The sequence below is a fragment of the Bradyrhizobium sp. 195 genome (assembly GCF_023101665.1).
In the GTDB taxonomy this organism is placed as follows: domain Bacteria; phylum Pseudomonadota; class Alphaproteobacteria; order Rhizobiales; family Xanthobacteraceae; genus Bradyrhizobium.
Genome location: NZ_CP082161.1, coordinates 1681916 through 1700017, shown reverse-complemented (window position 1 = coordinate 1700017; position 18102 = coordinate 1681916). Strand labels below are relative to the sequence as shown.

The 18102-nt window shown below is 58.6% G+C and carries 13 protein-coding genes; 4 read left to right on the top strand and 9 right to left on the bottom strand.

Annotated features, from left to right (window positions below; translation table 11 throughout):
- Positions 1 to 132: 132 nt before the first annotated feature.
- From IVB26_RS07935 to IVB26_RS07895, 9 genes are all read right to left on the bottom strand, one after another.
- Positions 133 to 2145, bottom strand: coding sequence for a carbamoyltransferase family protein (locus IVB26_RS07935; RefSeq protein ID WP_247971184.1), 2013 nt, complete (start codon positions 2143 to 2145; stop codon positions 133 to 135).
- Between the two features lie 199 nt (positions 2146 to 2344).
- The gene (locus IVB26_RS07930) at positions 2345 to 3133 is read right to left on the bottom strand and encodes an ABC transporter permease (RefSeq protein WP_247971183.1); all 789 of its coding nucleotides are present in this window, start codon (positions 3131 to 3133) and stop codon (positions 2345 to 2347) included.
- A 3-nt stretch (positions 3134 to 3136) separates the two neighbouring features.
- Positions 3137 to 4051 (bottom strand): nodulation factor ABC transporter ATP-binding protein NodI, encoded by a 915-nt coding sequence (nodI, locus tag IVB26_RS07925; RefSeq protein ID WP_247971182.1) that lies wholly within the window; start codon positions 4049 to 4051, stop codon positions 3137 to 3139.
- A gap of 4 nt (positions 4052 to 4055) precedes the next feature.
- Positions 4056 to 5768, bottom strand: a complete 1713-nt coding sequence (nodU, locus tag IVB26_RS07920; protein ID WP_247973106.1) for a nodulation protein NodU — start codon at positions 5766 to 5768, stop codon at positions 4056 to 4058.
- Positions 5769 to 5779: 11 nt separating this feature from the next.
- Positions 5780 to 6409 (bottom strand): nodulation methyltransferase NodS, encoded by a 630-nt coding sequence (nodS, locus tag IVB26_RS07915; protein WP_247971181.1) that lies wholly within the window; start codon positions 6407 to 6409, stop codon positions 5780 to 5782.
- A 23-nt stretch (positions 6410 to 6432) separates the two neighbouring features.
- Complete coding sequence (nodC, locus tag IVB26_RS07910) at positions 6433 to 7791, bottom strand: chitooligosaccharide synthase NodC (protein WP_247971180.1); 1359 nt, start codon at positions 7789 to 7791, stop codon at positions 6433 to 6435.
- A gap of 14 nt (positions 7792 to 7805) precedes the next feature.
- Positions 7806 to 8465, bottom strand: coding sequence for a chitooligosaccharide deacetylase NodB (nodB, locus tag IVB26_RS07905; RefSeq protein ID WP_247971179.1), 660 nt, complete (start codon positions 8463 to 8465; stop codon positions 7806 to 7808).
- Entirely contained in the window at positions 8462 to 9094 is a 633-nt protein-coding gene (locus tag IVB26_RS07900) for a NodA family N-acyltransferase (RefSeq protein WP_247971178.1), read from the bottom strand. The genes nodB and IVB26_RS07900 overlap by 4 nt, the downstream gene beginning before the upstream one ends.
- Positions 9091 to 9507, bottom strand: coding sequence for a response regulator transcription factor (locus IVB26_RS07895; RefSeq protein WP_247973105.1), 417 nt, complete (start codon positions 9505 to 9507; stop codon positions 9091 to 9093). The genes IVB26_RS07900 and IVB26_RS07895 overlap by 4 nt, the downstream gene beginning before the upstream one ends.
- 443 nt (positions 9508 to 9950) lie before the next feature.
- On the opposite strand from IVB26_RS07895, the gene IVB26_RS07890 reads away from it, so the two are divergent.
- From IVB26_RS07890 to IVB26_RS07875, 4 genes are all read left to right on the top strand, one after another.
- Entirely contained in the window at positions 9951 to 10895 is a 945-nt protein-coding gene (locus tag IVB26_RS07890; RefSeq protein WP_247971177.1) for a LysR family transcriptional regulator, read from the top strand.
- A 2079-nt stretch (positions 10896 to 12974) separates the two neighbouring features.
- Positions 12975 to 13694: a MerR family transcriptional regulator gene (locus tag IVB26_RS07885; RefSeq protein WP_247333180.1), complete on the top strand. Its 720-nt coding sequence runs from the start codon at positions 12975 to 12977 to the stop codon at positions 13692 to 13694.
- Between the two features lie 1356 nt (positions 13695 to 15050).
- A complete protein-coding gene (hisC, locus tag IVB26_RS07880) occupies positions 15051 to 16127 on the top strand; it encodes a histidinol-phosphate transaminase (RefSeq protein WP_247973104.1) in 1077 nt (358 codons plus the stop codon).
- A gap of 215 nt (positions 16128 to 16342) precedes the next feature.
- The gene (locus tag IVB26_RS07875; RefSeq protein WP_247971176.1) at positions 16343 to 17371 is read left to right on the top strand and encodes an LLM class flavin-dependent oxidoreductase; all 1029 of its coding nucleotides are present in this window, start codon (positions 16343 to 16345) and stop codon (positions 17369 to 17371) included.
- Positions 17372 to 18102: the final 731 nt, after the last annotated feature.

The following is an 18102-nucleotide window of genomic DNA, read 5'->3' as shown; positions in this document are numbered from 1 at the left end:
TCCGATCCACGCCAATGGGCGGCTAGTCACCTGAACGCAAGGCAATCAACCCGCAAGCCCTCCTCCACGGCACCGCGATTGGCAGGTCATGCAAGAGGCGTCCAAGGAGCCCTCTTCCGCATTGCTCACCTTTTACGACCGCGCAGTCTGTGACGGATGCAGCCGAATACGGCGCAGATCCCAGAGCCCGCGCAGTTCGTTCACGAGAGCTTCTCGCCTAGTCCTGTCAGAGGTGACCCTGGCGAGAAGATCGGCAAGAACAGCTTCCTTCTCAATCTGCATCAGCATGTCGAACAGGTCATGCGAGACGCGCACGCAGTCCTGGCTGGAGTGACCCATGCGGAGCTCGCAGACTGTCTCCTGGCGTTCTCGGCCCGCATGAGCGCGAACCCGATAAAGAGATACATGGGGCGGCAGTGATACAGCGAGTGCAGTCCAGCTTTCGAGCGTTGTTGCCCGCTTCCTGACGAGGAATGAACCGACCACAAGGCCATCCAGCTCGGTTGACAAAAACGCCGTAATCGCATCGGCAACAGAATCCACGATCGGTTCGGCATTGTTGTTGAACGACGTATTAAGCAGAATCGGGACGCCTGTCCGGCTCTTGAACGCATTGATGAGTTCCCAATAGGCGGCATTGTTCGTGCGGGAGACAGTCTGCAGACGAGCCGTACCATCGATATGCGTGATCGCGCCCAGCAAAGCACGCTTGGATTCGCGCACGCGAACGACGAAATTCATGAAGGGATATTCTGCGCGACCATCCGGCAACTCAAAGAAGGCGCCCGCATCCTCCTCCAGAACCGATGGCGCAAATGGTCGATAACTCTCGCGCTTCTTGACCATCGCATTGATCCGATCCTTGTTCGCCGCGGGCCTCGGGTCAGCAAGAATACTGCGGTTGCCGAGCGCGCGAGGGCCGAACTCCGATCGGCCCTGTACCCACCCGATCACGGCGCCATCAGCGATCCACTCGGCTGCTCTGGTTGCGACGTCAGCGGTCCGCTCAATCTGGAGGTGTCCGGCCCATCCCTTCAGTTCCTGTTCGATGCTGTCGTCGCTGCCGACATCTGGCCCCCAATAAACCGCCTGTAGTCGCTCGCGGGGCGCGGGCTGCCCGGCCCCGTTCGACACCATCAGTGCCGCGCCCAATGCGCATCCGGCGTCATGCGCAGCCGGCTGCACGAAGATGTCTTCGAATAGGCCTGAATACAGGAGTTTTCCGTTCAGTGTGCAGTTGTGGGCCACCCCGCCAGCCAGGCACAACCGTTTCATTCCGGTCGACTCACGGTAATGCCGAAGAATGTGAAACACGATCCGCTCCAGCGCCTCCTGCAACGATGCGCTCACATCTCGATGCTGTTGCGTGAACGGCATTCCCTTTCGCCGAACCTCGATATTGCGCAGCAATGCCGGGCCGATACGTTCGAGGTGAACGCGGTAGCCACCGTTTGCGGAGAGCTCATAGAATTGGGAAAAGAGCTCGCGATAGCGTGCGGGATCTCCGTAAGGAGCCAGTCCCATAACCTTATACTCGTCGAACAGGCCGTAGCCGAGATATCGGATCGTCTCCAGATAGAACAGTCCGAGAGAGTTATTCTCTGGAAACGTCATAAGCTCGGTCATTTCGGTGCCCGACCCGACCGCCAAGAGACCCGACAGGAAGTCGCCACAACCATCGATCGCGAGGACCAGGCTTTCTTCAAAACCCGACATCGCCAGAGCGCTCACGGCGTGGGCTTGATGGTGGCCTACGAATGATACCCGCGAAGGATCAACTTGGGTACCGAACTCCGTGGCTAGAAGGTGCCGTAACAGCAGATTCGCATCTAGCGGAATTGAGATTTCCGGTTGTGAGATGAACAACCGTTCGAGCATCGCATTGCAATAGGCTTCAGTAGCGTAGAACGCAATACGATCGACGTCGCGAAGCTCCACACCCGCGGCTGCAAGACAGTATTCAATCGCACTGCTCGGGAGCTTGTTTGAATGTTTGATCCGGTTGAGGCGCTCCTCTTCCACGGCAGCGATCACGCGCCCGTCCTTGACAAGTACCGCGGCGCCGTCGTGCAGAAACGTGTTCGGCAGTCCAAGGGGGTTTTCATAGACCCTGTCGAGGCCGCCACTCAATCCTAGACACAGCATCTTGTTCTCCGTTAATCCTGAGAGGCCTGTTGGCCTATTTCGTATCGCTTGCTTTGGGAGTAGGCCGCACGTCGCCGCGGGGCCGATCGGGCATCGCTAGCGTGACGAGACTCACGTAAGCGTCGCACGCGATCGGAAGTTCGTTACGCCCGATATCTCATCTCGCACACGCGATGCTTCGCTTTAGGTCTTGTTCCTCTCACCGCATCAGGCGCTGCCGAAGCAGCACGGCCGAGACGAGGAAGGGAAACGCTGCGTAGATGCAAAGTGCGCCCACATGCAATCCGACGCTGTCGACCGGCCGACCGAGCATTGCTGGACGAATAAGATCGACCGAATGAGTCAGCGGCAATAAGGCCGCGATGCGTTGAAATGAACCCGGCAACTGGCTCATTGGGAAGATCGTCCCGCTCAAATACATCATGGGCGTGAGAATGAGCGACTGGTAGAAGATGAAATAGTCGTGGCTCGGTGCAAGTGCTGAAACGACCATTGCGAGGCTCGCGAAAGTCACGCCAGTGAGAGCGATGGCTGGTAATGCATAGGGGATGGATGACCACTGTGCGTAACCCAGCGCGACGGCGACAATCGTGATCGCGGTCCCGGCGAGCAAGGCCTTGCTCGCTGCCCATGCCACTTCACCGAGAACAATGTCGCCGAGCGTAAGGGGCGTACAGAGCACTGCCTCCCACGTGCAATTTGTCTGCATGCGAGCGTAAGCCGCGTAGATCGTTTCGAAGGTTGCGGAGACCATCGCGCTTGTGGCGACCATGCCAGCCGCCAGAAACGAGATGTATGAGGTCCCCTCAACACCACCTATGATCATTCCAAGACCAAAACCGAGACCGAACAGAGAGCTCATCGGCTCGGCCAGATTCCCAAGAATCGATGCCAGAGCGACTTTCCGCCAGACCAGAAAATTGCGGCGCCATACCGCGATCCAGTTCCATGGATTAGCAGGGAGCGCCGGCGCAAAACGTTGCCACATCGTTCAGTCCTTTATCTCTCGCCCGGTTAGCCGCAAGAAGACATCCTCCAGATTTGGAGGACGCTGCAGAAAGCGGAGATCCGTGCGGTCGGCAAGCCGGAGGCGCACCTGCTCTGGATCCGTGACATAGCAGAAGAGCGTCTCCCCGCTCACCTCAGCGCGCTGCACTTGGGGTCTGACCAGCGGCAGCAGTTCATGCGGATTACCGCCGTAAATCTCGATCACTTGGGAGCCGATCTGCTGCTCGATCAGCGCGTGAGGCTGACCTTCGGCGATCTTACGGCCGTGCTCAAGCACGCACAGGCGGTCGCACAATCGCTCCGCCTCTTCCATGAAGTGGGTGGTGAGAAGGATCGTTTTGCCGCGCGCTAATAGCGAACGCAAGCGTTCCCAGATCAGGTGACGACCGTGCGGATCAAGGCCGGTCGTCGGCTCATCAAGCACCAAGAGCTGCGGGTCGTTAATGAGGGCCCGTGCCAACGTCAGGCGTCGCCTCATGCCGCCGGACAGTTCGGCGACGCGGGCATCCGCCTTGTTCTCCAGGCGCGCGAATTCGAGCAGTGACGGCGTGACCGCTTTCACCTCAGCCGCGCTCATGGCGAAGTAGCGCCCGAAAACGAGCAAATTTTCGCGCACCGTGAGCTGAAGATCAAGGTTATCGAACTGTGGGACAACCCCGATCCCCCGCCGCGCCAAGCGCGCCCGTGCCGGCACTGGCTCGCCGAGCACGCATATCTTACCTGCGTCGGGCGATGCAACACCCAGGATCAAACGCGCGAGCGTGCTTTTACCCGCGCCGTTTGGTCCCAGCAGACCGAAGCACTCTCCCGGCGAGACCGTAAACGAAAGAGCGTCCACGACGACCCTGTCGTCGTAGAACTTGCTCACCTGGAAAAGGTCGACTGCCGCGGTTGACATTTGCTTACGCCATCGCGACGGCCGTTGTTCGCGCCGCTTCCTCGCTTGCGCGCTTTTTTGTCCAAAGCAGGCCGTCACACCATACGTGATCGACGCGTCCCCACTGGCACGCGGCGGCAGCATCCGGGAAAAAGCCGCGTCCATGCAGATTGGCGCTGGTATTGCAAAGCAGCGGAATGGCTGTCAGCTTCTCGTATTCGACGAGAAGCTCGGCCACTTTATGCTGAGAGGTTCTGGAAACGGTCTGTAGACGAGCAGATCCATCGAGATGCACGACGGCGGGAATCTTCTCCCGCCATTCTGGTCGCGTCTGGTGATCGAACAGCATGTACGGATCGGGTATTCCAGGGCTAAAAATCTCCGCCGCACGATCCTCCAGGCATATCGGCGCTACCGGCCTGAAATGCTCACGAAGTTTGATGTCGTTGAGATGATCTTTCATTCCTTCCCAGCTCGCAGCCGCGAGAATGCTTCTGCCACCCAAGGCTCGCGGTCCGAGCTCGGCACGCCCGGCAAGGAAGACCACGGGCTTGTCGCAAGCGAGGATTGCCGCAAGTTCGCCCATAGTGCAGGGCGCGCCCTCCCATTCGGGTGGGACTTCGCTGGGACGCACGGCCGGTCCGCTGTAGACCGACCATTCCAGAGCTCTAAAGCCTTGCTGTGCCGCCAATGCAGAGCAAGCAGCACCAATGGCTGAGCCGCTGTCGTTCGGAAAGGGCGGCACCCACACGACATCGAACAAGCCGGTCGCACGAAATGCACTATTCCACTTGATATTCAGGCCACAGCCGCCGGCTATGCAGAGGTTACGCACCCCCGCAAGATCCGAATGCCGCTCCACAACATCAGCAATGGTGCGAACCAGCAGACGCTCTAGAAACACGTGAAATGACGCAAGGACGTCTTCGGCTTGCTTTTCCTTCAATCGCATTGCGCACGCATCGAAGAAGTCGTGCAGAGCTTCAAGCGGCGATTGTGAGCTGTTGATCTCTCCAAGCTCAGGACAAGCGCCCTCAGCATCCGTGGCAAAGTGCGCCTCATAAAGCTCATGAAACGTCTTAATACAGTCCTCGTCGGGCGATCCCAGCGCGATATAGGCCATCAGCTTGCCGGCAATACCGAGATCCCAGCTGGTGCGGTCTGCCCGCCTGTAAGGTCCAAAGTGATGTCCTGCCGTCGCATAGGCGTGACCTATCATCGGAAACAGGCACTCGATGAACCGGATGCCATGGGGCTCGACGTAGTAGAGGCGTGGAAACATGCAGCCGTCCCACACCAAGCAGAAAGCAGATTGCGCGGATTTGGCAAACGAGCTGGCGCAGTATGCGGATGCTACGTGCCCGGTGACATGGGGATAGCTTTGATAGGGATATAGCTTCCCATCAAGCATGAGGCCGATGCCATCGCGGGAGGTCAGGGGGCTATCGCCTTGCCGTTCGACATACGGCGCGCCCTTGAGCTTGATGATCGTCGTCCCACTAAGGACTTCAAACTGCGACTCGAACTCTCCATCCCAGCCATCAATAACGAACTGATCAACATCGCTCGGATCCAGCCCGTGCTCCGCCAAGGCGCTAACAACGGCATCCAGGTTGTCAATGGTTTGATAACGCGGATTGTTGTTCAGCTTCTCCTGTTCGACACAAAACACCACCCGGCCGTCCTCGATCAGAGCGACTGCCCCGTCATGCGTCAACTTGATACCGCAGATTCGCATAGTGGCTCCTTTCAAGCTCGGCCGTCCGGAGGGATCGAAGATCGCTCCGGATTGCGAAAGCGGACCAACAAGCAGTCTTCGTCAGCCGACTGCCCCTGGCACTGCACGCGTTCGACCTCAATGAGCGCTTCAGTCAACATCGTGATGACTGTCTCGGCGCCAGCGACATGCCCCCATCGCCTGCAGGTGGCATCACGTGCAGATCCGAAGACCAGATGCCCACCTGGAGCAAGCATCTTCACCATCTTGTCGATTGCGGTACGCATCCGTGTCATGTCTTCGAGATAGTAGAGAACTTCGGCGACCACGATCAGATCGAACAGCTCTTCGGTCGAGAACTGCAGAATATCGGTCGCCGCCCAGCTGATATGCGACCACCTCTTGGTCCGCTGGACCGCTCGACCGATCGCTCGCGGCATAACATCGATGACCGTGAGCCGTTTGCAGTGAGGAGCAAGCTTCTCTGTGAATGCACCGGCCGCGCACCCGATTTCGAGGCCGGTTGAGACGGTGCCGTTTGATAGCGATAGCCGTAGCAATTGGGTGTGACGCTCACGTTCGAACGGATTGTCGTCAAGCCGCCACGGGTCATCATTGGTCAGCTCCCGTTGCAACGATTGATATGTCTTGTCCAGGCTCACCACTAAGTCCCCCTACAAAGCTCTCAGTCAGTCTCGGCCGCAATGCCACCAGACGCGATCAGCTGCGAGGGAGCGCGCGAAAGACCTGCCCCGCGAATTGAGCCAGGCGTTTCCGATGCCGGGTTAAGGCTTGGTCCAGTTGTGGCGTCTTCGATCGAGGCCTTCGATTCATCGACCTCTGATGATTTCGCCACTTTGCGCGAGAGCCAGTCGCTGTTGCTCAAGGTACAGAGCGCATAGGCTTTCATCGGGAGCAGGAGGAAGATGTTGATCGGGGTGTGGAGCGAGAAGCCGATAAATCGAAGCTCGCCGGCACGAAGGGCCGCCACGCTGCATCGAATCATGGTCATCGCGACGATGGTCAGACCGGTCCACCAGGGCACGGTGCCGGTGAGCGCGAGCTGAGCGAGCGCGGCAATCGATGAGATGGCGAGCAGCAGCGGCCCGAGGTTCTGTCCGAGCACGTCGAGCGTAAGGTACCGGTCCAGGCCGGGCAACAGGTGCAAACCCAGCAGCGTGTCGCGGTAAGTGCTCCGCGCCCAGCGGAGCTGTTGCCGCAGATAGGGCAAGAGCCTGTCCGGGACCACCGTGGCGGCGATGGCGTCCGGAACGTACTCGGTTCGAAACCCTGCCTTGAGCATGAGGATCGTCAGATGACGGTCCTCACCGAAGTCGCTCGGCTTTCCCCGGAAGAACTGCGTCTCGTACTGGTCCAGCAGCAACAGCAGCGCGGAGCGGCGGTACATGGCACACGGCCCGCAGCAGCACATGACGGCACCAAAGCGCGTCTGCGCCGCGCGCTCCTCGTTGCAAGCCAACCAGTACTCCATGTCGATCAATCGGGTCAGCCAGCTGTCGTTCCGGTTGCTGGCCGTCAATTGCCCCATGGCCGCGCCGACGGCTGGATCCTGCATCTTGCGTACGAGTTTGCTGACCACGTCGCTGGCGATTTCCGTGTCGGAATCGACATTGAGCACGAGATCGCCGAACGACCGGCGTATCGCTGCGATCTGCGCCTTGCGCTTTCCAACGTTGCTTGGCAGCAGAATGACGTTGAACCTCGGGTCATATGCGTAGCTCCCATGGACCGGGGCCACTGCAGCGACATTTGCAGAGCCGTCATCGACCACATAGACCTGCAATCGCCCTGGGTAGTCCTGGCTTGCGAGAGACTTCAGGCAGGCCGCCAGCGTGCGCGGGTCCTCGTTGAAGCAGGGCACGATGACATCCACGCTAGGCAGAGCATCGGTGTCGACCGGATCGTACGGCGGCAGTGAGGCGTCGGTTCGCAGCGCATAAAGCGCCTGCGCGCTCTTATGGACGCTGGAGAGCAACGCGTAGGAGGCAACAGCAACGGTGCTGATGGTGGCAAGCAGGCTCATGGGAATTGATCTATTCAGTGAGTTTGAGGAAGCGACCGGATTGCGAATCCACGGTCATGCAGTGCTGGAATGAGCTGGGCGAGCGCCGTCACAGTCTGGTCGCGCCGACCAGAGTGAGGGCAGCGTTCCAACTCGTCGGGAGGGCACCCGTCGTGCAGGAGCACGATGGCCCCCGGCCGGACCGAGGCCAGCACCGCGGCAACAATCGCCTCGGCGCCAGGACGAGACCAGTCTTGCGGGTCGACTGACCAGTGCAGGGCTGCCAGTTCGGCCTTCGCCGACGCGGCGTGGGCCTCCTTGGTCCATATCCCATACGGCGCACGCATGTGCCGCACAGAGGCTCGGGGGCAGGCCATTCCGATGACCTTGTTCGTCGTGACGATCTCGTATTCCACCTCATCCGGCATGCATTTGGATAAATCCGGGTGCGTCATTGTGTGGTTTGCGATTTCGTGCCCTTCTGCGATGATGCGTTGGATCAGCTCCGGCTGACCCGCTGCATAAGCACCGATCACGCAGAAGGTGGCGGGGGCCCGATGCTGCGCCAGCACATCTAGGATAGCCGGCGTGCAATGCGGGTTGGGCCCATCATCAAATGTCAGATAGACGCAGTGCTCTCCGCCGGGGTCGGCGTAGTCGCTCCGCGCTTTCGTTTCGTCGTCTGAGGACGTCACAGTTCTGGCCCGTTTCGTTCAATCATCTCACCGTCCGGCCATTCGCTCATTGGCCTCGCAATCGGCAGAACGAGGACGACCACGTCCTCCACGCGCGTCGGAGGCACAGTGAGATAGATATCCGGACGAGCGGACCGGACACGGAGCCCTGGCAGAACAGTCGCCAATCCCTGTCGCCCGAGCAGCCTGGTAATATGTTTCTGCAGGGCGGATCGGACCGTGCCAAAGCCGAACGGCACCCCAAGATCTCGCAATACCGGATACATCACGCGGATGGAGTGGCTGATGCCGAGCCCCTCGAGATCCGGGCGCACCCCGTACAATCCGAGTTCAGCCACAAGCAGATCGACCTCACCAACTTTTATGAAGCGGCGCAGTGCGCCGATGTGAATCGCGACGCCACGATCATCGTAGCCGATTGCCCGAATCTCAGGCCTTGCGCCGGCCCAGCTTCGATGACCTTCAAAGGGCTTTGCATTGAATGCCCCGGTCGGACCATAGGTCTTCCGGAAGAAGTCGGACAATTCAATATGGTCAGCAAGTTGAAGCTCATTCTCCCAGCACAGCCTCCAACGAACTGGAGGGCGCGCCGAAACACCTCGTGTGGATCCGGGCGCGATCATTTTCATAGAGAGTAATTCCTATTCATTATCTGACTCCTGACGCAGGCCAGCAGTTCGCTACGCTGGAAAGGCTTTCTCAAGAACTGGAGTCCAGCTTGCAGAACTCGCCTCATATCGTCTTCGGAGTTGTCTATGAGCAGAACGGTCGGAATCGCGCCTCCGGATGCAGCCAGATGATGGAAAAGCTCAAAGCCACTCATCACGCTCGACTGCATGTCCGCGATCAAGCACGACGTGATCAAACGGCGGCCCGATTTCAAGAACTCGTCTGCGCTCTCGAAGGGTTCGGGTACGTAACCCGCGGAAAACACCATATCTGTCAGAGTTTCACGCACTGACCGATCTGCATTCACAATGGATACGACGTCGAGCGTGTGCGCAACTCGCATCAGATTCGCCAAGGACGCCTTCGCTTGCATGTTCCGCACGATTTCTCCGCAGCAAGGACGCAATCGGATGCGACCAAAAACACATTTGGCACCCGCAACCGAAGGGGTCCAACTGGAGGGAAATCTACGGCCAGGTTGAGCGTTCGCTCAATTCTACGGCGGTACACGGCCGGTATAGAATGGGTTGGCGAAGCCATACAATGGTTTGCTCGTCCTATACGCCCACGCACATTTGCGGATTCCCACCGTGCTAGCTCGCCGAGATATGACTTGCGCAACACGCGCGAAACTGCGACCGCACGCTCCAGATGTCTTGATCGATCCCTGGCGCTGGGCTGAGACGCGGTACGATTTGTAACCATTCTGATAGATCTGACATCTCGCTAAACTATCCTTTGCTATCCTCATTCGGTACAAATGGTAAAATCGATTGTATCGATAGAACACATTCATACGGTGGATCACTCAAGATTATGCGTTTCAAGGGCCTCGATCTGAATCTCCTAGTCGCGTTCGACGCCCTGGTGACGCAAGGCAATCTCACTGCGGCAGCAAGAAGCATCAACCTCAGTCAACCTGCCATGAGCGCTGCCGTCGCGCGGCTTCGCACTTACTTTCGCGATGAGCTATTCACGATGAGGGGCCGGAAGCTTGTCCCAACGCCGCGGGCTCAAGCGCTCGCAGTCCCGATTCGCGAGGCTCTCGCTCACATTCAGCTCTCCATCATTTCTCCGGACGGCTTCACTCCGTCTCAATCGAACCGGCGATTCAGGATCATCCTGTCCGACTTCATGACTGTCGTGTTTCTTCGAAGAATCGTGGACCGCGTCGCGCGGGAAGCTCCGACAATCAATTTCGAGTTGCTGCCGCCCGGAGAGGAACCCGATGAACTTCTCCGGCGCGGTGAAGTCGATTTTCTCATGTATCCGGAGATGTTCATGTCGAGTGCGCATCCCAAGGCGGCACTGTTCGACGACACTTTCGTTTGCGTGGGCTGCCCGATGAACAAGCAGCTGGCGCCGCGACTTACGTTCGAGAAGTACATGTCGATCGGGCACGTGGAAGCCCAGTTCGGGCGCTCCCTGAGGCCCTCCTTCCACGAATGGCTCTTGCTCGAGCATGGTTTCAAGATACGCACCGAGGTCGCTGTGCAGGGTTTTGGTATGATTCCGCCTATGTTATTGGGCACCAACCGTATAGCGAGCATGCCCTCAAGATTGGTCAGCCATTTCGCAAACACGATGCCCCTGCGGGTCATCGAACCTCCGCTGCGACTTCTCACATTCACCGAGGCCGTCCAGTGGCCGGCCATTCATAATACTGATCCTGCAAGCATTTGGATGCGCAACATGTTCTTGCAAGAGGCATCCATGATGGTCTCTCCGTCCGAGACCAACCAATGTCACGGCCCGTTCTAGGATTGTTCGGCCGTTTGCGACCTACTCTTCATTAACCAGATCTACGCCAGGCTCGAAGCTCCGGTCCTTGCTGGTGTTCGGATTGGCGCGCTTGAGCGTAGTTTGATCGGGTCGGCGGCGCTATTGATCTCGCGCTGGCGTGACGATCTTGCGCGTCATACAGCTCGTTCGGCGACGCTCCGCAATGACTTTCCGCTGATCCGACGGGGCTGCATCGCACTGTTCTATATGAGCTGAGCTTAGAGCTCGCGAAATGATCCGGCCAGTCAGGTGAACGAGATCCGGCCTCGGCACTAAAATCCCTTGAATCGCACACCGCGTCAGGTTGTAGACCAAGACCTGCGATCGAGGCTGCAAACGTGGACGCTGCTAGCGCACCCGCACCGCTCTTCGCCTGCCGGTGGGCATTCTCCTTGCCGTCTACTGTCCCGGCGATCGCAGCAGTAATGCCGAAGCACGCCAGAGACGCCTCTTGGCGGGCCGCCCCACAGGGTCGATGCCGGCTCGTTCGCGTCGAACCAACTTGTTCTGCCGAACGCCAACGCTGTCCACAGTCGCGTCCGGAAAGCGCAACGCGAGCTGGCGTAACTCGGGAGAGCGAAACCTGCAAGTGAGAGGTCTGCGCAAGGTTGGCATGGAGGTTTGGACACGTCATCTCAACGGCTTGTCTTACTCTTATACTCAATCCCGCATGACGGAGCGCAACCGCAAACTCGCTGGCCGCAGGATCAACCTGGATCCACCCGCCGTGAGCTCGCGGCATTGTCCCGCTGCGCGCGTGCTTGGGGGATGAGTGTTTATGATGAGAGGACGGCAACTGTGCCAATGTCCGGCGCACGGAAGGGCTCGCCGCTCCCATTCGCCAAGCCCTGCTCCACCTACAGCTTTTGATCGTTTCGGGCGGGTCAATCCAGCCACATCGGATCGTGGGTGCAGGGTCATCCTTTCGGATCTCGCGACAGTCGTGTTCTTTTCGAAAGTGTAGTGGCGCGCGGGATGCCGCCGCCGTTAGCCCCGAGTTGCGGCCCCTCACCGCTGTCCCCGAAGAGCTACTTCGGTGCGGTAACATGATTTGCCTATCTTACCCAAAGCATCTATGTCCAGCGCTCGCACACCAAAGCGATACTGTTCGAGGATGAAAGTGAGTGAGCTTCTGGACGAGCAAGCCATTACCCGCGACAGCTGGACTGTGCTGCGCAACACTGATCCGGCTCACGTCTGGATATGCGAGTTATTGCTGCAGGAGCTATGGCACGTCGTTGTGTTGCCGGGCGCGGCCGCGCGGCGCCCGGGGCCAGCGTGTCGAAAATGCTGTTAGGCGCCGAACGGGCGGCCGCGCCACGATGTGGTGGTACGACTAATCTGCGATGATTGACCAATCAACGCCGGCTCGACGATAGACATCACAGCAAGGATTCGACCGAAAGAGGCCCATCTGATCAGATCAGTAGTGTGTCTGGCCCCCCGTTCGTGAAGCTGTGTCTCAAGAGCAAGCGGGGCTGCATGTATCTGCTTTCGCTTCGCGTGGCGATCAGACAGCAGATGGCCACTGCTGCGGCAGCATCCAGCAGAAATTGCACAGTTTCGGTCAGGGCAGTGTTGGACAAAAGGGAAGCAAACGCCGTGTTGCACAACGGCACCACACGAACGTCCCGTCACATTCTTTCGCGCACGTCGCCGCTCCGTCTCCTTTTTGCCCCACCACAGCCAAACGGCTTCGTCACGTGCGGCGCGGGTGCGACAATCAAAGGAGCTTACTCTTGGATAAGCCGAGCGGAGTCTACGATCCGGAGGATCTCGCGAGCTTGGGAAACCTTTTTGATAGAGCAATCGCGTCTTTACCGACATGCATGCGAACCAGCGAGAATCGCGTGGCGATCGCCAGACTTGTGATGCAACGCGCAGCGAGGGACGAATTGGCGTCGCTGGCGAACTTGATGCTTGCACTTGTCTCGGCCGCTTGATCAACAGCATGCGCTCAGTCCTTCCGGGGGTTCGCAGCAAGAGACCATCATCTAGATCATTGAAATAACTTGATTCTCACGTGACGTCAGGTTGTAGGCTTGCAAATTGAGGACCATGACAAACGCCACACCACGACGGCGCCGATGGCGCATTGGAGAACTTGCAGAGGCGACCGGCGTAACGGTACGCACTCTGCATCACTACGAACATACCGGGTTGTTGACGGTCTCGGAACGTACCGATGGCGGTCACCGCATGTACGATCGTGAAAGCCTACAACGCGTCTCTCAGATTCGCGCGCTACGTGAGCTCGGCTTCTCGCTTCCTGAGATCCGCAAAGCCATCGAGGGGCGAACATCTCTCACGGACCTATTGCGCAACCATCTGGAGCGAATTGAAGTTCAAGTCGCGCGGGCGACACTATTACGGGATCGATTGCGCAATATGACGACGCAAGGTGAGACAGAAGTCAGTGTCGACGAGCTGCCGGCCACGTTAGATGCAATGTCGCGGATTGAGGAGCGTACCCCCTCGGCCATCTGCACGTGCGCCTCTAACGCTAGCCGCGAAGATCGGTGGCGGAAGATTCGGGACGAGCTACGTAGCTGCATGGATCGGGGCGAGCCTCCATGCAGTGAGCGGGCAAATGCGGTCGCGCGTCAGGCCCGTTCGCTGCTGACTGAGATCGCAGGAGTTGACTCGACTGTCTCGATGATACTTAAGGTGCTGACGCGATTGACCGAACCACACAATCTCGCCGGCTGGGATGCGAGCCTCATGCGATACCTGGATCTCGCCCTCGCCGCGCTGGAGGACCAGCTGGGAAAGAGTTGACGCACGCGGTTGCCCGCGACGCGGTTACTGCAATGTCTCTAGACCCAATGAAGTGATGCTGATTCTTGTCTGACTGAGGATCGTTGGCCCGTAGCAATTCGCCTGCGAATCTGCGTTGTCGGCACTCTTTGGGGTTCTTCGCTCTGTGGATTTTGGCAATCAACCTCGACGAGCACCCTTCGAAGTACTTGATTCGCACGTAGCGTCACATTGTACCTTCTAAAAGCATCGACGCAGCGGCAGAGCGCCGGCCAGGCCGACGGAGACTCCAATGATCGGCATCACTTTCGGAAATTCCCGGTGAGAGCGCCGGGCGAGAACAAGTCGGTGGATGATCGTCTTTGGTCATTGCCGGCGACTGCGCAAACGGCACGCTCTTTACCTTTATGCCTGACTCGACGACGAATGCTGCAGGGGCAGCCGCTGTCGCCAAGCTCAAGGGTACGAGCCCATCTGCCGCAGGTTGCACGCTCTAGATGCCGCAGTTCAAGCATGGGCAGGCTCGGTCAAACGGGCACCTTCGATGCCACGCGGGTCGCTGCGGTCCTACTTCGGGCTCAATCGACACGGCCATTGCCACGGTTCGATCCGACTCCAAGGGAGACAATGCCGCTTCTGGGTTCATCGTTACCGCTGGCGCGACAATACCGTCGAAGCGGTCGCGCAGACCTGACCGCCCGCACCAACACCGCACGGAGCGTTCGAATGATGAACCATCCTCGACATAGCGATTACGCGCTGCTCACGTGCGTCGCAGTCGCCGCAGTCGCAGCATTTCTCGCCCTCGCGGCAATGCTATCAAAGCTGTCGTGTACGCCCGAACGGCCGCCCGAAGAGTACGTTCCCATTCGCCTGGTGCCACTAGAGTGAGCATCACTTCCACATTCGTAAGGCCGACGAACATCGGTGACTTCTTCCAGCTAGTGAAACTGATGCGCACCTCGCTCTCGGGAGTGAGCTGCCAGGACCTCTTTAGAAGGAACGTAGCTTGTGGCAAGATGTCAGTCGTGCGCAGTCTGTCTGCGGATTACGCGAGTTCAAGCCAAGCGTTAGCAGCGCTGTTCGGCCGAGTGGACGTGACGTTGCCTCCCCTCGTGAAACAGGTATTCGCTGGAATAACGCCGCGCGCCGCCTGATCCGTGCTGATCGCTGCCGGACTTTGAGACGGGCTCTGATCCGGTGCGGCGCTTAGCTCTGAGCCCGCCTATGGCACCCCACCCCACCCCTCACATTCATGCACGCCTTGCGCTTCCCGGCTCCTAACACAGCGCGCGCATCACGTAGGCTCGATGAAGGGCGTCAACTGCTCTCGCCGACAAAAGGGAGAACACCAAATTGGATGCAAAACTGCAAACTATGCTTTCCTCGCTCTCGCCGGTGGCTCGCGAATTGGATGCTTTGCCGTCCGGGCGACCCACCCTGGATAATGCTTGCGTGAAACTGAACACGAATGAGAACCCATTTCCTTTGCCAGCCATCGTGATGCGAAGCGCAATTGCAGCTCTTGAGGTGCAATACCGCTATCCAGAAGACGATAATGTCAGCTTGAGACAAGCGGCCGCAGCGGCCTATGGGATTGCCACTGATCGCGTGATGGCTGGCAATGGATCGTCTGAACTCCTCAGTCTCATTTACAGAGCCTTTCTTGCCCCGGGCGACGGCGTCGCAATGATGTCGCCCGGCTTCTCATTCAATCGCAAGCTTGCCCTGTTGCAAGGGGCCCGGTTCATTGAAATTCCCTGGTCTGAACCCGACTGCTTGCCGATGGACGAGCTGCTTTTCGGTCGGGCTAAAGATGCCAAGTTCATTCTGCTGGCCAATCCGAACAATCCGACCGGAACCTTTGTTCCGCTCGCTGAGATCGAGCGCCTCATTATACGATCTGACCGATTGATCGTATTGGACGAAGCTTATGTCGATTTCGCACCTGAGGACGGCCTACGCCTCGTTGAGCGCCATTCGAATCTTCTGGTCCTGCGCACGTTTTCCAAGAGTTATTCCGCCGCTGGCATTCGCGTCGGCTTCGGTTTCGGCCATCCCGAGCTGATTGGGCGGCTTCGCAACATCCAGAATGTTTTCAACATGAATGTGGTCGCTCATGCCGTTGGCATGAGCGTCCTTGCGCATCGCGACGCCTACGAGGAGAACCATCGCCACGTCAGGCTTGAGCGTCAGCGCGTAGCGGCCGCCCTCTCGGAACTTGGGTTCTCCGTAACGCCTTCCCACGCGAACTTCCTCCTCGCCCGTGTGCCGGTAGGCCAGGGTGGCAGATGGTGGCAGGCGGCGTTGCAAGACCAGAGCGTTCTCGTTGCCTTCTTTCCGGATGCCGGCCTGCAAGAGTGCATTCGGGTTAGCATCGGTACAACGCGCCAGATGGATGCGTTTCTTGCGGCTGTCGGCAGCATTCTTAAGAAAGTGGGATGCGGTGGCTAGTGACCCCTTCCACTCAGGTCACAGATTCCCGTTCGTCATCGATCCGGACCCACACATGATGCAGCTTCGCGACGCAGCCGGAGTCAGTTTTTGTCCGATCAGCGCATTGCGAGCTGTTGAGAACGGCTTCGAAGCATATGCACCGCAGTGCCAGCGAGCGCCTCTTGCACCCCAAAACCCGGCGGACTCCGGTCCTCTCTATAGGAGATAACTGAGTGAGAAACGTTCTTCCCTCAAACCTGACCTGCGGCATCTTTGATCATCTTGACGAGGACGGCCCCGATATCGCCCGGCAATACGCGGACCGCCTCGCGCTGGCGGAGGCCTACGACCGGCTCGGTTTCTATGCCTATCATCTGGCGGAGCATCATTGCACCCCCCATGGACGCGGTCCATCGCCGAACGTGTTTCTGTCAAGCGTCATACAACGCACACGGCGACTTCGCGTTTGTCCATTGGTCATGCTGCTCAACCTCTACCACCCGTTGCGGGCATTCGAGGAGATCTGCATGTTGGATCACCTGAGCAGCGGCAGGGTCGAGGTCGGTCTTGGTCGCGGCTCCCTACCGATCGAACTGAGTTATTTTGGGGTTGGAGCCGATGTTGCCTCAAGCCGTTACGAGGAAGCTTCCCAAATCTTCGTTAACGCGATGAATGGCGGCCCGCTCTCGTACGAAGGGCAACATTTTGCGCTGAGCGACGTTCCTTTGACGCTTTCACCTCACCAGCGTCCTTGTCCCCCGACATGGATTGCTACAAATCGGCCAGAGTCCGCGCATTGGGCGGCGGCGAATGGCGCTAATCTGGCGTGCATGGGGCCCTCTTCTGCCGTTCGCAAGGTAACAGATCGCTATCGCGCTCATCGAAACGCCAAGCATGACGCCAACGGTTCAGCACCATTTCTCGCATTACTCCGCATGGTCGTAATTGCAAGCTCTGAAGCAGCCGCCCGCGCCCTCGCCGCGCCAGCCTACGAAACATGGCTCAAGAGCTTTAAGTTCCTGTACGAGCTCAATGACATCCCGCCTCCATCCAACCTGCCCCTAACCTTGGATGCCGCAATTGAGAGTGAACTGTGCGTTGTCGGAACGCGCGCTTCGGTGCGCCAGACTCTTCTCGATCACGTGGAAGAGGCAGGCGCCAACTATCTCCTTTGCCAGCTCGCCTTTGGATCTCTGTCACTGGATGCCTGCCTCAACACAGCAACTGCGATTCACTCCGATCTCATAGCGGCAGAGCACTGACGGTGAGCCAACAGCAATAAGTTCGTCCTTGACCAGGCGATAAATGGCAACACCGAGGCCCATGAGCACCGCAGCCGGATGCATTTGTCAGGCCGCTCTTATGGTTCAAATGGCTCTTACGCGCATGAGACCCTTTCGACTACATCACCAAACACTAGTCTCAACGGCAATAAATGCCCTGTCTCTCATTTTGCGTGCGTTGACATTGCCCAAGCAGTGGTTTGCTTGGACAGATGAGTTGGCTCACGCTCATCCCGCTTTGGCGCGCCAGTTCGTCGATCGCATTCCACACGAATCCAAGATGCGGCTTATCGCACGGGCGGGCCTGTCGTGACGCGGTCCCGGCAGCGCTCCGACCAGACGGAGGAGATCGCGCGTAAGCTCGAGATCGTGCTGGCGGAGTTGGCCTCGCTGCGCATTCTGCTGGCTGCGCACGGAATTAGCACCCCTCCACCTCTGCATGAGGACTACCTCACTGTTCAGCGATTCGCAGCGATGAACCACATAAGTCCCGAAGGCGTGCTCTCTCGGATCCGCCGCGGCAAGTTGCGCGCGGAGAAGCGCGGTGGCCGCTGGTGGGTGAAATGCACGGTTTGCACAGCATAGCCGTGCAGTGGCGAGGACAGTAAGACAGACGAAATGAACGATCCGAGATAGGGAATCCAGCACATGGAAATGATCTGCGCGTTTAAGTTGCTAGCTTTTCTGAGCTCGACCGGACGGCCGATGGA

Coding starts and splice junctions, on each gene's coding strand:
- IVB26_RS07935 (WP_247971184.1), bottom strand. CDS start 2,145: ATGCTGTGTCTAGGATTGAGTGGCGGCCTCGACAGGGTCTATGAAAAC.
- IVB26_RS07930 (WP_247971183.1), bottom strand. CDS start 3,133: ATGTGGCAACGTTTTGCGCCGGCGCTCCCTGCTAATCCATGGAACTGG.
- nodI (WP_247971182.1), bottom strand. CDS start 4,051: ATGTCAACCGCGGCAGTCGACCTTTTCCAGGTGAGCAAGTTCTACGAC.
- nodU (WP_247973106.1), bottom strand. CDS start 5,768: ATGCGAATCTGCGGTATCAAGTTGACGCATGACGGGGCAGTCGCTCTG.
- nodC (WP_247971180.1), bottom strand. CDS start 7,791: ATGAGCCTGCTTGCCACCATCAGCACCGTTGCTGTTGCCTCCTACGCG.
- IVB26_RS07900 (WP_247971178.1), bottom strand. CDS start 9,094: ATGAAAATGATCGCGCCCGGATCCACACGAGGTGTTTCGGCGCGCCCT.
- IVB26_RS07895 (WP_247973105.1), bottom strand. CDS start 9,507: ATGCAAGCGAAGGCGTCCTTGGCGAATCTGATGCGAGTTGCGCACACG.
- IVB26_RS07890 (WP_247971177.1), top strand. CDS start 9,951: ATGCGTTTCAAGGGCCTCGATCTGAATCTCCTAGTCGCGTTCGACGCC.
- IVB26_RS07885 (WP_247333180.1), top strand. CDS start 12,975: ATGACAAACGCCACACCACGACGGCGCCGATGGCGCATTGGAGAACTT.
- hisC (WP_247973104.1), top strand. CDS start 15,051: ATGCTTTCCTCGCTCTCGCCGGTGGCTCGCGAATTGGATGCTTTGCCG.